The organism is Pseudorhodobacter turbinis, assembly GCF_005234135.1.
In the GTDB taxonomy this organism is placed as follows: Bacteria; Pseudomonadota; Alphaproteobacteria; order Rhodobacterales; family Rhodobacteraceae; genus Pseudorhodobacter; species Pseudorhodobacter turbinis.
The window spans coordinates 223,289-238,047 of record NZ_CP039964.1 but is presented as its reverse complement, the minus strand read 5'-3'; the positions used below and the strand labels follow the sequence as shown (position 1 = coordinate 238,047).

Below are 14,759 nucleotides of genomic sequence, written 5' to 3'. Positions count from 1 at the left end.
AGATCGAGACAGCAATTGGTGAACGCCTCTGACTTAAAGGCCGGGCCGTTGTCAGTGACCATTAGTTCGGGCTTCACAGCCATCGACCACGGGGTGAGCGCGCCCGACGCATCCGCCCATGCCCGATTTGTCGCGTAAGTCGCTGAAGCCCTGTTGTGAGATGAGCAATTCCGCCAGCAGTGTCTTTGGAGGCACATATCATTTTCTGTGCATTATGAACGTAGCCAACGAGCGTTTTGGGGTGTCGGTCTGAATTTGACAATTCAGGGCTATACTCGGCCCAGTAGTGTTCCACTGACCTTGGAAATTTCCCGTGCCCTGCTCCGATTGCTTCTGGTGTTGGCCTATGGACGCCGCCAACCGCAAAACAATCGCCGGTCGCTGTCGTAGCATCGTCAAATGTCTCGAGGAGGTGCGTTCCGAACGCCGTCGGTATTGTTATCGGGGAAGACAATGATCAGGTTGCGGACCTTCGCTGCACCTGCTCACATCTTACTGCAGATTGGTGAAAGCGGTCATTCAAGACCGCGAAAGCCTAACCAACCATCCTGCACCAACCATCAAGGTCAGCTATGCGCAGATAGCAGTTATCCGGTGTGATCGTACAGGCCGGTGGCAGGGCATTTGGCGCAAAAAACACGCGCGGCATTGCCGCAAGTCCGCTTGGAGCCCATTCTACCTTATGCTGTGAATCTGTCTGAATGGCAGCAATGTATAAGAAGTTCGCTTGGCATGGTTGAGGTTGTGTGATGCATTTTTGAGGCATCAATGGCCGATACTCAAGCTTTACAGAGCCATCTATCGCCCTGCGCATGACGAATGTCTCATCGACCAGAAATATCTATTGATACCACGAGATGAATAACAGTTTGCTACTGTAGCAATCGCTCTCTGGCTCAAACTGATCAAATTTGTATAATTCTGCACCCTATCTGCACAATTCCGTGCCATATCTGCGAAATGAAACAAATCCGTAAGTCGTTGTTCGCGAAAATCTTCACTGCAATCGCAGCAACCGCTGTTCTGGTCGTCATAGTAATGGCGCTGACGGTTGCGGTCTGGATGCGTGATGGATTTGCGACCTATCTGCTCAAGGGGGAACTGGCGCGGTTCGATGAATTAGTGGATGCGCTCGCTGACGCACATCCGAGTGGGTGGCCGGAATTTGCGAATGACCCACAACACTGGAATGATTTTGTGCGCGCCCATGTTCCGCGCCCGGGTCCGGAGATGGGCGGCCGACCTGCGCCACCGCCTGGTTCTACTCCGGGACCGAGGCCCACGCCTCCGCCGCCCTTTGGCGCGGGGGGTGAATACGGGATGCTGGAAAAGCGGCTTGTGCTTCTGGAATCAGGTGGCATGCTGATTTTAGGCGACATCAATCGCTCGGCGCGGTACGAACGCCGTCCTGTTTGTGCGCAGAATGATTGCACTGGGACAGGGCTTCTCGGTTACATCGGTTTGAACGCACCGGTTGCGCAGGGAAACGAGAGCGATGCCTTCTTCTTGCGCGGCCAGTATCTTTCTCTCGCGCTGTCCGCTTTGATCGCAATCGCGATTTCCGCTATTGCCGCCTACATTATTGCGCGTCAGCTGCTGGGGCCGATCAGGCGGCTGGAAACCGGTGCGAAAACGATGGCTTCGGGGAATTATGCTGCGAGGATCAGACAGGATCGCACCGACGAGTTGGGGCAGCTGATTGGCCACTACAACACCTTGGCCGCGACGCTGGAGCAGACGGCTAAAACCGAGCGGGAGTGGATTTCAAACACAAGTCACGAGTTGCAGACCCCCCTCGCGGTGCTGCGCGCGCAGATCGAAGCGCTGCAGGACGGGATACGCCAGCCGGATGAGAAGACACTGACTGAAATGCATGCCGCGCTGATGCGGCTTTCGCGTTTGGTGCAGGATATAAAAACCCTGTCCTATGCGCGTGAAGCAGAGCAGACGACGTATCTTATTCAGGAAAATCTGTCGCAGATGGCACGCGAAGCTGCGGAGATGGCACGACCGAAGTTGACTGCCAAAAGGATCGAGTTGGACCTCGACTTGCCGTCAAAGCTGATGGTGCCTTGTGATCGCGGGCAGATCGGTCAGGTCATCGACAATCTGCTTGAAAACGCGGCCCGTTATACGGATGGTCCGGGCCGCGTGCGCGTAAGTTTGCACGAGGATGAAGGCGGAGCGCTCCTCACCGTCGATGATACGCCACCCGCTGCCCCTGCGAGCGATTTGCACAGGTTTTTCGATCGCTTTTTCCGTGTGGAAGGATCAAGGTCGCGCGCCTATGGAGGGTCCGGATTGGGGCTTTCGGTCTGTAAGGCCATCGTTGAGGCTCATGGCGGCACGATTTCCGCCGGACACTCTGATATGGGCGGGCTTCAAATCGCCATACACCTGCCGAAAGGGACTGCATGACGACGCCACGCATATTAATTGTAGAGGATGAAATCACGCTTGCCGAAGTTGTGCGGGACTACCTGCTGGCCGAGGGCATGAGCATCGAGATGCTGGGTGAGGGAACAGGTGCCGTGGAGATGGCCCATGCCGGAAACTACGACCTTATAATCCTTGATCTGATGCTGCCCGGTGTGGATGGCCTGACCATCTGCCGCGAAGTGCGAAAGACCTCCGATGTGCCGATCATCATGACCACAGCCAAAGTTGAAGAAATCGACCGCTTGCTGGGGCTGGAGATGGGGGCCGACGACTACATGTGCAAACCTTATTCGCCGCGTGAGTTGGTCGCGCGGGTCAGAGCGGTCCTGCGACGACGGCCCACGGGGGAGCAGTCGCAAACGCCCGTCACGGATACCCGCCTCGTGATTGACGGGGATAGCTGGCAAGCCACGCTTGATGGCACCCCGCTTGATCTGACGCGGCGGGAATTTACGTTACTGCAATCGCTGGCTGCGCGGCCGGGACGCGTCTTCTCGCGGGATCAGCTTCTGTCGCTGGCTTTTCCTGATGACACAGAGGTTTTTGACCGCACAGTCGACAGCCATATCCGCAACATGCGCCGTAAAATTGCACTGGTTAGCGCATGGGACCCCATTCGCTCGGTTTATGGTGTGGGGTATGCCTACGACGGATAGGCTTTAACACAATTCTAATTGAGCCAAAAATGGGACAGCGTGCGTTTTTTTACGCTCTGCATTTTCACTGCATAATTGCTGCAAATTCGCTCCTCAAAGAAGGCGCAAAACGAACCTGTAAGAGGCGAATCAACGCCCAAACAGGAGAACCAAAATGCTACTCGAAAAATTCAAAGCGATCCGTGCAAAATCCGCGGCAAATCGCAAAATCCCGATTTACAGATCGAGCGTCCCAAAAACCGAAGGCAAAAAGTTTTATCAACTATCGCTGATCCTTTCTGTCGTGGTCATTAGTGCTTTGGCCATTTCCTCGGTCCACGCTGAAAATCTTGACGTAACGGATAAGGGCTTCACGATTGCACAATCTGCGCCCTCGGGTCAAAGCAAGCGCCCGCCACGTGAAGCCCTTGAGGCCTGTGCAAATGTGAACCCGCAGTCAGCATGTGAATTCTCGGGTCGCAACGGTGAAGCAGTTCAGGGCAAATGTATGTCGCCCGAAGCCAATGTTCCTCTCGCCTGTGTTCCTGCAAATCCGCCGAAAAAAGGCTGATCTGCGCCGCCAAATCCAACTTGTTGAAAACACCTCGAAAGGAAAGCATATGGATTATCTCCTGAAGCTGCCCGTATTTCTGTTCGCCTCGGCTGTCTCGCTTTCAGATGGCCGGAAAGACACATTCCCTTCTGCCCTTAACGCGACGCCGTTCCCGACCGAAGCGCATGCTCAGGCTACTCCCTTAGATGGGGCTGAGAACAATGCAGGCGGGGTAGTCCGGCGTAACAATCTCGGGCCAAGCTCTCGGGCGCGTTGAGGGATAATGCGCTTGAAGGCGGCGGGCCAGCTGTCGCGGGTCTGTCGGGCGACAACGGTCCGAGTGATGTATGAAACATAGAGCACCCAAAACTCCTGGAGGCGCATTTTCTATGGCCTTAGCTTTCAGGGTGGCCGGGCGACTCGTGTTCCACGAGGCCCACAGCAACCACATCTCTACACAGTAAAGCTCGCCGAATTTCCATTTATTTTCTTCCGAAAAGGATACTTCTAATGAAACGTTCAACCCTCGTCTGGCCGAGCGTGGTAATGCTCGGGGCGCTCGGCTTTGCGCAAATGGCACTTGCTCATCCCGATATCGAAGAGTTTTCCGATACAGCTTTTGCTGAACAGCCCGTAACAGTGGATTGCACGCTGGAGAACGGCACAGCATCGACCTGCTACAAGATCACGGTCAATTATCTTCCTGAAGGTCTGGAGATCGGGCCGTTTTGCCCCGCAACTATGGAGGGTGCAGGGGGTGTTTGGGAATGGACTGGAGAGAACGCCAAGCTCTACCGTGTGGACGGCGCGTTCCTCAAGATGCTTGATGATTTGGGCTACCGCTTCTTTGACGACGACGGGACAATTCATATTGTTGACATAGCGACGGAACAACCGGCAGTCGACCACGCCTGCATCAACGTCTCGCCCGATGAAAGCGTAGAGATTACCATGCTGCTGCCTGCCACCCCGATGATGGCGGACAGTCCCACGAGGCTGGGCACTGTGTCCAAAGTTGGTGTGGCGCTTGACGGTGTGCCGATCTTTTCCGATGCGCCCAGCGTTCAAGCGACCGGACATATGCCAGCACTTGATACCTGCGGTGGCCATATCGATCCCGGTGGCTGGTATCATTGGCACGCCACGTCAACAGACATTGAGACGGTCTATGAGAAAGAAGGCGTCGATGCAGATTGCGCTTTGGAACAGAATAGTGCGGCCCTGTTCGGCTATGCTTTCGACGGGTTTGCGATGTTTGGCAGCCGTGAAGCGGATGGCGCAGCTGTGACCGGCCTTGATACATGCAACGGTCATATCGGGGCGACACCTGCGGGCGAGACCTACCACTATCACGCGACCGATGACTTTCCGAACTTGCCCGCCTGTCTGGTTGGTGTGCAGGCCATGCACAACTTCTCAACCACAGCAACGGCTGGCGTGGGTGCGACACGGGCAGGTCTGGGTGGGCGTAATGAACCACCACGGCCGGGTGGCGGCGCATCGGGGCAAATGCCCCCCGGTTTTGAAGTAGCGGCTGAGGCGCTTGGTGTGACACCTGATGCGCTGATGCAAGCGTTGGGTGACCCACAAGCCGGCCCGCCAGATATGGCGGTTGCAGCCGAAAAGTTGGGTATCACCGAAGACGCATTGCGTGCGGCCCTCCCGCCACCGCCGAACCGCTGAGCCCTCAGACTGTAAACAACTTGCCGAGCAAGCCTGTTTGCTCGGTCTTTCCACAGGAATAAGAAATGAACCGAATTTATCGTGCCACCGGCACCATGGGGCGTCGCGCATTTTTGACGGGCTTCGCAGCGACAGCTTTGTCGGCTTGCGGGGGCGGCTCACAAGCACCTTTAGCGCGTCCTGTTCCAACCGGTACTGATCCGTTGTCGCAGTTTCGCTTGTTTGCCGACGATGGGCCTGACGTTTGGCTGAAACATATGGATACGTCGCAATCCTCATCCTTACCTGCGGGCCCCAATGTTCTGGCCCTATCAGGCGGGGGCGAGGATGGCGCGCTTGTCGGCTGGTCACAGCGCAGCGACAGGCCTGATTTTGATCTGGTCACCGGCATTTCCACAGGTGCCCTGATCGCGCCTTTTGCGTTTATGGGGCAGGAGCATGACGAGGCCTTGACCCGTGTATTTACACAAACTGATGCAGACGACATCATGCGGATGCGGCCTTTTCAAGCAGTCTTCAGCAACGCCCTTTATGACACCGCCCCTCTTGCGGCGTTGATTGCTGAAAACACACCGCCTTCTTTTCTTCGAGCCGTTGCCGCGCGGCATGCGGCTGGGAACCGGCTTCTGGTTGTGACCTCCGAGCTGGATAGCGCACGGGCATCGGTCTGGGATATGGGTGCCATTGCGCAAGCAGGACACTACGATCTGTTCCGCGGTATCATGCGCGCCTCCGCCGCCTTGCCGGGCCTCTTTCCGCCCGTGAGCCTGAGCTATGTCGCGGACGGCAAAACCTATACGGAAACCCATATCGACGGCGGCGTTCACATGCAGTTTTTGGCAGTCCCGAGCTTTGCCTTCACGACCCCCGATCAGAAGCTGGCAGGCGGACATATTTATGTGCTGATCAACAACACGCTCAATCCTGCGCCATCAACCGTTGCGCGGTCAGCGTTGAGCATCTCGCAACAGGCGCTCACCACAACGGGGCGGGCAAGTGCCTCGCTTCAGGTGAACGCAACGCAACTTTTTGCACGCGAGCAAGGGCTCAAGTTTTCGGTGGCATCTATCAGCCCGACATCAGGGGTTGTCTATGACCCGTCAGATCGGTTTTCCTCAACCTATATGAATGCACTGTATCAGCACGGACTCGCCCGCGCGCAGAGCCAGACTCTCTGGTCGCATAGTTGAGAGGTCACGGGCAGACCTGAGCCTGCCCGTGATATTGAGATCAGTTGGTTGCGAAGCAATAGAACAGGCCGTCGCCGCCGGTGCCTTGCAACGCTTCCATGCCACATCCGCGTGAGCCGTGGGCCGAGTTCCATGCCGTTGGATTGTCGCCGCCGCCGGTGCGGTCGTGGTGCCCGACCATGGCAGAGCCTTCACCGCTGGTGGACCAGTCTTCACAGGAGTTGCCAACCAGATTGCCCATCAGATCGGAGCCGGTCAGAATGTCATGGCGGTTTGGCGTATCGCCACGGCCGCTGATCACGGCACCTGTCTCAGAGACTGCGGTCTCTTTGGTCAGGTTATTTGCATCGCTGTGCAGGTCATCCACGCTCTGCGCCACGACGACACCGTTTGCGTTCATCCACGGGCCGGTGCCAATCCGGTCACGCGCGTTCTCGGCGCTCGATGACAGATAGGCCGCCCATGTTTTACCGCTCACACCTGCCGCTTCGGCAAGCGTGCCACAATAGGCATCCGCGCCTTCCAGCCCGCCCAGATCGGCACCGTTGCCGGGGTTCACGCTGGTGATGAAAAAGCTCATGTCGGCGTCTTGTGCCGCAGCGAAAGTGGCACCTGTCAGGGACAAGGCGGTGGCGAGAATTATTCTGGTGATCATATGATCATTCCTTTGAGGTTGGTTCAGGGTCGTGGAGGTCGGGCTGAGGCGTCGCAGACCGCAGTTGGATCATTTGAGGCACAGCCGTATTCCGCGCTCATGCAGCCCAGGATCGCATTCGATCCGACTGCACCAGCATGATAGTGATAGTTCAGACCTTCCGCCTCGTGGCCGTTACAACGGTCAAGTTTGGTCGGCAATGATCCGTCTGTTAGGTTGTGCGCAAAAATCCTGTAGCCGTCCATGGCGATGCCGATTTGCACACCATGTTGCGATGCGGATGACAGCTCTGTCAGGCAATCTGTGACTGCATGATAATGATAACCTGCATGCACGTTCACATGCCCGCCACAGGTATCGAAGGGGGCAATGGTATAGGCACCCAAAATAGCATCGGTCGGTGCGGCGGCAGCAAGCGACACGCCATTTGACGCAATGCCAGCCCCCGCAAAGCTCAAGGAGCGGCCCCGCATAAGGGGTTGAGGCTCAACAGGGATCACATAGGTCTGCGTGGCCCCGTCGGGCATGTATTCCATCAGGCATTGCACACAATGGTTTTGATAGGCCGGATCCACGTCAGGGCGCGCTGCGGCAAGGCAGGCCTCTAAGCTGTCAGTGACATTGATCTTGCCTGTTGATTGGTCAAACAGCTGCCATTTGTCATCCTCATAAAAGGTCGACATGTTTTGCATGAACGCGCCGTCCGCTGAATACGCCTCCCCACCTTCCAGCCAGATGCCGCTTTTGCCAGGGCCGTCCGATATATTGGTTGGACACCACGGACCGGGGGTATAGCTGGACGGCTCTGCAATTACCGTAATCGAGAAACAGGTGGTCTCGCTTCCGCCCGAAAGAGTGCAGTCAACAATGTCTGGTCCGGACACAATCTGCGCGGGGGCGAAGAATGTCTGTAGTTCCTTAACGGTGATTTGCGCATGCGCTTGCACCCCGAGAACCATCGCGACAGATATGCCCGCCAGTCCGCAGCTGCTGAATTTGCAAAACTTCATATGACGTCCCTTTTTACCCTGCTTTCCTTTTACGGTATTTGCACGACGTTCCGTCCCACCAAATATTATTGTTTTCTATGACAGGCGAAGTTTCGCCAGATTGCCTTCTAATGAGAATAGCGTTCAGAGCAGCCGATACGTCTCAATCTTGGCGAATGGCGTTGTTCAGCGTTTCTAATTCCGCCAGTGATCATGCTCCACATCGCCCTGCAACAAGATTATGTTGGGGTTAACGAACGCCAGCGGCGGCTCTGAGTTGGATCGCGGTCATTTACAGAAAAGCTGTAGATGGCAGCTTTGTCCGCACAGACGACCTTGGGCTGTCAAATTTGCTGCGTCAGGTGCCGAACGGCAGCGTTTGGTTCTTCGATGGTGAAGGTTTTCTGATGCGGGTCGCGGCGGAACGTTGGGGACTGGCGCGACCACGACCCGCGTTGGAAAACCTCCCAAGGAGGAAGCCGCGGGGGTCTTGGATAGACCTATGGGGAAAGTATGCCGACGGTCGGGGCGACGGCTTTGTCAGGGGTTCGGCTGAAGGTGCGCGTAACGGCTGAGACGGTCGTAGACGCGGCCGAGCATGCTGAGACCGCTGTGTATATTGTGTTGCCTGCGGTCATCCCCCGCAATCGCGGCCAACAAAGAGGATTTCCCCGCACCATTGGGGCCAGAGATAAACACCCGCTCCCCCTCGGCCACGGTAAAGGCCAGATCGGCGATTGCGGTCAGCTTGCCGTAGCGCACAGCAAGGTCGAAAACTGCGATCTTTGCCATCACGCCGCCTCCACATTGACGCCAAGATAAGCTTCGCGCACCGCAGTGGAACCAAGGATGGCCTGCCTGTCGCCCTGCGCGATCACCTGCCCGCCATCCAGCACGATGACATCGGCACAGACCGACAGAACAAGCCCGACATTATGTTCGATCAGCAAACAGCCAACGCCCATTTCCGTCGCGATCTTGCGGATCAGATCGGCAAGATCGGCGGCTTCGACCTCTGACATCCCTGCCGCCGGTTCATCGAGCAACAGATATTTCGGCGCCCCCATCGCGGTGCCGGTAAAGGTGCCGTCGGGCACTTCGGAAATCAGCTTGCGCATATGCGTCTCGGCCATATCCAAAAGCTCGGCGATGCAATCTTGCACCATCTCCTTGCCGTATTTATCCATCAACCCCTTGAGGTTACGCGCCCCCACCTGACAGGCACCGATCAAAGCGTTGAAATCGCCCTCTTGGTCGCGGCGCGCCCGCATATTGGTCAAAAGCAGGTTCATCACATCATGGCGTGGTTTGCCCTTGTCCCACAGCTTGACGGGGGGAATGCGCAAACCCTCGGCGTAAATCTCGGTGGCATTGGGGTTATAGCCTGCCGGAACCGGGCCGCCGATATCGGTCAGATGGCCTTTGCAAACCGTCCAGAACACCAGCTCCCCTTCATAAAACACCGGCATATACATGCAGGTATCAATGATATGGCTGCCGCCGTAAGCAGGGTCATTGTGCAAAATCAGATCACCCTCGTTGATCTCGCCCTCAAAGAAATTCGCAACCGATTTCATCGCGGGGATCAAACTGCCAAGATGGATCGGGATGTCTTGACCCTGCAAGATCATCTCGGGGGTGTGATTAAAAAGCGCTGTTGAATAGTCATGCGCCAGATTGAACACCGAACTGCGCGCGGTTTGTTCAAGCGTTAGCGTCATTTCGCGCTGGGTCGTTTCCAGCACGCCCCGCACCACAGAAAGCGTGATCGGGTCGATATTTCGTTTTGTCATTGTCTGGCCTCTCCTGATGGGAAAACGAAGCCCGGCCGAGAAAAAGCTGTCAAACCCTTTCCCCTGCGAACCTCACCGAGCCGTTTTCCGGCTTCTCTTCATGCACTCAGAGTGACGCGAAATTCCGGGGGCGTCTTGATCAGGGGAGCGGAAGTTTTTGCATATCAGTGCACGGTTCGCCCTAAATTTTGCCATGCGCGCATAAACTTTTGTCGATCCGCGCAATGCAAAGCCTGCCACCTGATTTTTCTTGAGTCGTGACCCCTTCCTCGTTAACGATTCGTAATCGGCCCATTTGGAGGAGGCGGATGAAAGTCGCTGCACATAGTACAGATCAGATTGCGCCAGCCCTGCGGTCGGCCCATTGGGATCGCGTAATTGCGAGGCCTATTTCCCGCTACAGCTCACATTTCGCGACCCGTCCACATTTTCCGGGATGTTGGAACGTCGCCAAATGGGGCAGGTTTCATTGTCACGGCTGGCCACTGAACCCCTACAATACGAACGCAGGCCCAACCACATTTCCAATGCAGCCGAAGAAGAGTATCTGATCTCAGTTCCCCGCCTCAACCCGATCGACTTCAAGCAACTGGGCCGTGAGGTGCGATCCCGGCGGTTTCATTCTGGAGCGCGGAGATGAGCCTTACCGCTTTTCCTACGCCGCCGCGAATGAGCTGATGGTCCTGAAAATCCCAAAAAAGGCATTGGCAGAAAAGATCCGCGACCCCGACCGTTTTTTGCGCGCGGATCATCGATGCAAAGAGCGGGCTATCGGCCTTGTTCACCTCTATGATGCAACAGCTTCAGCAACTCTCCGATACCGAGGGCCATGCAGCATCGGTTCTGGGGCGGCAGGTTATCGAAGTGCTGGCCTTGGCGTTGGACGATACCGCAACCGAGGAAGCCTGCACCCGAACCGCCGTGCGCGCAGGCCATCTGCGACGGGCCGAGCATATCATCCGCCAGAACCTCGCCAATCAAAACCTGTCGCCTGATTTTGTGGCCGATGCCTGCGGCATCTCCAAGCGCTACCTCCATGAGCTGTTCAGCGACACGAATAAAACGGTGTCCCAATTCATCCGGGAGAAGCGTCTTCTTGCGGCACGCGATGCGATTACAACCAATCACTCGTTGGCCATGGCGGAAATTGCCTATTGTTTCGGCTTTTCCGATCAGGCGCAGTTTTCACGGCTGTTCAAGGCCCAATTCGCGGCCACGCCATCGGAATGGCGCCGCAACGCCCCCCACCCTGAAAGGTCTGGCCCCCATGACACCATACGGGGGCCAATGAAGATCAGAAGAACCCCAGTTTGCTCGGATTATAGCTGACCAGCATGTTTTTGGTCTGCTGGTAGTGGTCCAGCATCATCTTGTGGTTTTCCCGCCCGATACCCGATTGCTTGTAACCGCCAAAGGCCGCATGGGCCGGATAGGCGTGATAGTTGTTCACCCACACACGACCCGCCTGAATAGCGCGGCCCATGCGGTAACAGGTGTTCATATCGCGTGACCAAACCCCCGCGCCAAGTCCGTACATCGTATCATTGGCAATCGCCAAAGCCTCGGCTTCATCCTTGAAGGTGGTGACGGAAACGACGGGGCCAAAGATTTCCTCTTGGAACACACGCATCTTGTTGTGACCCTTGAGGATTGTCGGCTCGATGTAATTGCCCCCTGCCAGTTCACCCTTGAATTGCGCGGCCTTGCCACCGATCAAAACCTCGGCCCCCTCTTCGCGCCCGATGGTGAAATAGGACAGGATCTTTTCCTGCTGGGCCTTGCTGGCCTGCGCGCCGACCATGGTTTCAGGATCGCGTGGGTCGCCGTGTTTGATGGCTTTGACCCGCGCGATAACCCGCTCCATGAAGGCGTCATAGATATCTTCTTGCACCAGCGCGCGCGACGGGCAGGTGCAAACCTCACCTTGGTTAAAGGCGAAAAGCACAAAGCCCTCAACCGCCTTGTCCAGAAAGGCATCATCTTCGCGCATGATGTCCGAGAAGAATACATTGGGGCTTTTGCCGCCCAACTCCAAGGTAACCGGGATCAAGTTTTCTGTCGCCGCCTGCATGATCTTGCGACCGGTAACAGTAGAGCCGGTAAAGGCGATCTTGGCGATCCGTTTGGAGGAGGCCAAGGCCGCGCCAACCTCAGCGCCGTAACCATTGACGATATTCAAGACACCGGCAGGCAGCAGGTCGTTGATGATCTCCGCCACCACCATGATCGCCGCCGGGGTTTGCTCGGCCGGTTTAAGGACAACACAGTTGCCCGCCGCCAGCGCAGGCGCAAGTTTCCACGCCGCCATCAGGATCGAGAAATTCCACGGGATGATCTGGCCCACAACGCCAAGCGGTTCGTGATAATGATAGGCCACCGTATCGGCGTCAATCTCGCTCATGGAGCCTTCTTGACCACGCAAAACGCTTGCGAAATAGCGGAAGTGATCAGCAGCCAGCGGGATATCGGCGGCCATCGTCTCGCGGATCGGCTTGCCGTTGTCCCATGTCTCGGCGCGGGCGATCAGCTCTAGGTTTGCCTCGATCGCATCGGCAATCTTGAGCAGCACATTCGCACGTTCGGTGGCCGATTTACTGCCCCAAGCGGCTTTGGCAGCATGGGCGGCATCCAGCGCCAGCTCCACATCAGCCGCGTCCGAGCGTGCGACGTCATTGATCTTTTCGCCCGTAATCGGCGTTACATTCTCAAAATAACGGCCATTAACGGGGGCGACGAACTTGCCGCCGATAAAGTTGTCATACCGTGTTTTGAAGGGCGACGTATATGTGCCCGCCTCGGTGTGCGCGATATCTTTCATGATTGTTCCTCCAAACGTCCCAAGTCCTCCACCTGGGAATATGGAGATCATGACCCGTCCTGCGGCCCGCGTCACCACGGCAAAACCGAAACCCCGGCGGATGTGTATCAGCGGTGAGACAGTCCGTCAGCTTTCGTGCAAGCCAAGCCGCTTCATCCGGCGGTAAAGCGTGGCGCGCCCCACCCCAAGCTGGCGCGCCGCCTGTGAGACGTTGCCATCCGCCCGTGCCAAGGCCCGCACCACGGCGGCCTTTTCGGCGCGCTCAAACCCTGTCGGGCCATCCTCACGCCCAAGCATATCACGTGCCGGTCGCGGCGTAAGCGGGCCGGTCGCGGCCAAACCAAAGGCACGACGCGCCTCACGGGTGGCACCAATAATCAGGTCGTGGTCATCAATCGCCAAAAGCGTTGCCGAACCGGTATCATCGCAATCGGCCACCACGATCCGCGCAGTACCAAAGGCCGCCCGAAAATTGGCCTCCTCAATCGCGCGGGCGGTTTGGGCAACCTGCGCCGCGATCAGCCGGTTAAAGGCCTCGGTCTGGTCTACCCGCGCCGAGGACACATCAAGTGCGGCCATAATCTGCCCCTGCGCACCAAAGATCGGCGCGTCAATGCAGCTCATACCGGTATTGCGGGCATAGAAATGTTCGTCTTGATGGATGATAACCCGCCTGCTCTCGGTCAGGCAGGTGCCGATGCCGTTGGTGCCCTCGCGTTGCTCGCTCCAATCGGCGCCCCTGCGCAGGCCCCAGCGATCAAAGACGGGCTTATCGGCGGCGGATATCCGTTGGTCCAGCACGACACCATCCGCATCCGACAGCAAAACGGCGCAGCCCGACTGCCCGACCAGCGAATAAAGCGTATCCAGCCGCGGTGCGGCGATCATCATGAAGGTCTCATTCGCTTCAAGACGCTCGGATAGGGCAGCTTGCTCGATCACTTCTGGCGGGCGGTGGTCGTCAGGGTCCAAACCGTATTTCAGAACCGAGCGGTGCCAGCTTGCCGCGATTTGCGATCGTGCGGCCGCCGAGGCAGAAACCGTCACCTCAAAGACTTTGCCCGCATGGGAGGTCTTGCGCTGCATTGATACCCCGACCAAGACTCGTATTTCGTGATGTTACAAAACCCTTGAGTATTTCGCAACATTCCTCTGGCAGCCTTGGGGTTGGGCTTTCGAAACACTCCAAAAGCCCGGGCTTTATGGTTGCCGCAAGCCCTAGCCATGCACCTTTGTATAGGTGCCCCGACCCGCCAGAATTCCGCAAAAACCACCCGGTTCATCCAAAGAGAACACGATGATCGGCAGGTTGTTATCGCGCGCCAATGCGATGGCCGAGGCGTCCATAACCCCCAGATGCTTTTGCAAAACCTCATCGTAGGTCACGGTGTCATAGCGCTTGGCATCGGCGAATTTATTGGGGTCTTTATCATAAACCCCGTCAACCTTGGTGCCCTTGAAGATCGCCTCACAGGCCATCTCGTTGGCGCGCAGCGTGGCCGCCGTATCGGTGGTGAAATAAGGGTTGCCGGTGCCCGCTGCAAAGATACAAACGCGCTTTTTCTCAAGGTGGCGCACGGCGCGGCGGCGGATATAGGGTTCGCAAACCTGATCCATCGGAATGGCGGAAATCACGCGGGTGTGGATCTTCAGCGCCTCCAATGCGGCCTGCATAGCCAGCGCGTTCATCACCGTGGCCAGCATCCCCATGTAATCGGCTGTCGTACGCTCCATCCCCTGTGCAGAGCCTTGCAGCCCGCGAAAGATATTGCCGCCGCCAATGACCATGCAAATCTCGACGCCCAGATCATGCACCGTCTTTACCTCTTGAGCGATGCGCGCGACGGTTGGCGGGTGCAAGCCGTAACCCTGATCCCCCATCAGCGCCTCACCCGAGATTTTGAGCATGACACGGCCATGGGTGGTGACGGGCAGTTCGGAGAGATTTACGGGCATTGCAGTGTTCCTGACTGGCTGGCGCCGGTTCACCGCGAGGCGCAGCCA

At 57.0% G+C, this 14,759-nt stretch carries 13 protein-coding genes and 1 pseudogene; 7 read left to right on the top strand and 7 right to left on the bottom strand.

The window, feature by feature from the left end; genetic code table 11:
• Positions 1–960: 960 nt before the first annotated feature.
• The 5 genes from EOK75_RS01000 (at position 961) to EOK75_RS00980 (ending at position 6,500) form a co-directional block, all read left to right on the top strand.
• Complete coding sequence (locus EOK75_RS01000) at positions 961–2,418, top strand: ATP-binding protein (RefSeq protein ID WP_137192205.1); 1,458 nt, start codon at positions 961–963, stop codon at positions 2,416–2,418.
• Positions 2,415–3,095, top strand: coding sequence for a response regulator (locus tag EOK75_RS00995; RefSeq protein WP_137192204.1), 681 nt, complete (start codon positions 2,415–2,417; stop codon positions 3,093–3,095). Before EOK75_RS01000 ends, EOK75_RS00995 begins: the two co-directional genes overlap by 4 nt.
• Positions 3,096–3,249: 154 nt before the next feature.
• Positions 3,250–3,645 carry a hypothetical protein gene (locus EOK75_RS00990; protein ID WP_137192203.1) on the top strand — a complete coding sequence of 132 codons (396 nt, stop codon included), beginning with the start codon at positions 3,250–3,252 and terminating at the stop codon, positions 3,643–3,645.
• A gap of 492 nt (positions 3,646–4,137) precedes the next feature.
• Positions 4,138–5,310 carry a YHYH protein gene (locus EOK75_RS00985; RefSeq protein WP_137192202.1) on the top strand — a complete coding sequence of 391 codons (1,173 nt, stop codon included), beginning with the start codon at positions 4,138–4,140 and terminating at the stop codon, positions 5,308–5,310.
• Between the two features lie 65 nt (positions 5,311–5,375).
• A complete protein-coding gene (locus EOK75_RS00980; RefSeq protein ID WP_137192201.1) occupies positions 5,376–6,500 on the top strand; it encodes a patatin-like phospholipase family protein in 1,125 nt (374 codons plus the stop codon).
• Positions 6,501–6,540: 40 nt separating this feature from the next.
• Here EOK75_RS00980 and EOK75_RS00975 read toward each other — a convergent pair whose 3' ends face one another.
• From EOK75_RS00975 to EOK75_RS00960, 4 genes are all read right to left on the bottom strand, one after another.
• Positions 6,541–7,155 (bottom strand): hypothetical protein, encoded by a 615-nt coding sequence (locus EOK75_RS00975; protein ID WP_137192200.1) that lies wholly within the window; start codon positions 7,153–7,155, stop codon positions 6,541–6,543.
• A gap of 23 nt (positions 7,156–7,178) precedes the next feature.
• Positions 7,179–8,165 (bottom strand): YHYH protein, encoded by a 987-nt coding sequence (locus EOK75_RS00970; protein WP_137192199.1) that lies wholly within the window; start codon positions 8,163–8,165, stop codon positions 7,179–7,181.
• Positions 8,166–8,684: 519 nt separating this feature from the next.
• Complete coding sequence (locus tag EOK75_RS00965) at positions 8,685–8,936, bottom strand: ATP-binding cassette domain-containing protein (RefSeq protein WP_137192198.1); 252 nt, start codon at positions 8,934–8,936, stop codon at positions 8,685–8,687.
• The gene (locus EOK75_RS00960; protein ID WP_240793985.1) at positions 8,936–9,937 is read right to left on the bottom strand and encodes a hydantoinase B/oxoprolinase family protein; all 1,002 of its coding nucleotides are present in this window, start codon (positions 9,935–9,937) and stop codon (positions 8,936–8,938) included. The genes EOK75_RS00965 and EOK75_RS00960 overlap by 1 nt, the downstream gene beginning before the upstream one ends.
• Positions 9,938–10,373: 436 nt before the next feature.
• Between EOK75_RS00960 and EOK75_RS21735 the strand changes: the two are divergent.
• Both EOK75_RS21735 and EOK75_RS00950 read left to right on the top strand, forming a co-directional pair.
• A pseudogene (locus tag EOK75_RS21735) lies at positions 10,374–10,620 on the top strand (helix-turn-helix domain-containing protein); the annotation flags it as partial.
• Positions 10,621–10,726: 106 nt separating this feature from the next.
• Positions 10,727–11,266, top strand: a complete 540-nt coding sequence (locus tag EOK75_RS00950; RefSeq protein ID WP_137192196.1) for a helix-turn-helix domain-containing protein — start codon at positions 10,727–10,729, stop codon at positions 11,264–11,266.
• Here EOK75_RS00950 and adh read toward each other — a convergent pair.
• From adh to pyrH, 3 genes are all read right to left on the bottom strand, one after another.
• Positions 11,232–12,755 carry an aldehyde dehydrogenase gene (gene adh / locus EOK75_RS00945; RefSeq protein ID WP_137192195.1) on the bottom strand — a complete coding sequence of 508 codons (1,524 nt, stop codon included), beginning with the start codon at positions 12,753–12,755 and terminating at the stop codon, positions 11,232–11,234. The two genes, EOK75_RS00950 and adh, sit on opposite strands and share 35 nt — an antisense overlap.
• A gap of 126 nt (positions 12,756–12,881) precedes the next feature.
• Positions 12,882–13,841, bottom strand: coding sequence for a GAF domain-containing protein (locus EOK75_RS00940; protein WP_137192194.1), 960 nt, complete (start codon positions 13,839–13,841; stop codon positions 12,882–12,884).
• A gap of 132 nt (positions 13,842–13,973) precedes the next feature.
• Positions 13,974–14,711 carry a UMP kinase gene (gene pyrH / locus EOK75_RS00935; RefSeq protein ID WP_137192193.1) on the bottom strand — a complete coding sequence of 246 codons (738 nt, stop codon included), beginning with the start codon at positions 14,709–14,711 and terminating at the stop codon, positions 13,974–13,976.
• Positions 14,712–14,759 lie beyond the last annotated feature (48 nt).

Coding starts and splice junctions, on each gene's coding strand:
- EOK75_RS00985 (WP_137192202.1), top strand. CDS start 4,138: ATGAAACGTTCAACCCTCGTCTGGCCGAGCGTGGTAATGCTCGGGGCG.
- pyrH (WP_137192193.1), bottom strand. CDS start 14,711: ATGCCCGTAAATCTCTCCGAACTGCCCGTCACCACCCATGGCCGTGTC.
- EOK75_RS00960 (WP_240793985.1), bottom strand. CDS start 9,937: ATGACAAAACGAAATATCGACCCGATCACGCTTTCTGTGGTGCGGGGC.
- EOK75_RS00990 (WP_137192203.1), top strand. CDS start 3,250: ATGCTACTCGAAAAATTCAAAGCGATCCGTGCAAAATCCGCGGCAAAT.
- EOK75_RS00975 (WP_137192200.1), bottom strand. CDS start 7,155: ATGATCACCAGAATAATTCTCGCCACCGCCTTGTCCCTGACAGGTGCC.
- EOK75_RS00995 (WP_137192204.1), top strand. CDS start 2,415: ATGACGACGCCACGCATATTAATTGTAGAGGATGAAATCACGCTTGCC.
- EOK75_RS00980 (WP_137192201.1), top strand. CDS start 5,376: ATGAACCGAATTTATCGTGCCACCGGCACCATGGGGCGTCGCGCATTT.
- EOK75_RS00940 (WP_137192194.1), bottom strand. CDS start 13,841: ATGCAGCGCAAGACCTCCCATGCGGGCAAAGTCTTTGAGGTGACGGTT.
- EOK75_RS00970 (WP_137192199.1), bottom strand. CDS start 8,165: ATGAAGTTTTGCAAATTCAGCAGCTGCGGACTGGCGGGCATATCTGTC.
- adh (WP_137192195.1), bottom strand. CDS start 12,755: ATGAAAGATATCGCGCACACCGAGGCGGGCACATATACGTCGCCCTTC.
- EOK75_RS01000 (WP_137192205.1), top strand. CDS start 961: ATGAAACAAATCCGTAAGTCGTTGTTCGCGAAAATCTTCACTGCAATC.
- EOK75_RS00950 (WP_137192196.1), top strand. CDS start 10,727: ATGATGCAACAGCTTCAGCAACTCTCCGATACCGAGGGCCATGCAGCA.
- EOK75_RS00965 (WP_137192198.1), bottom strand. CDS start 8,936: ATGGCAAAGATCGCAGTTTTCGACCTTGCTGTGCGCTACGGCAAGCTG.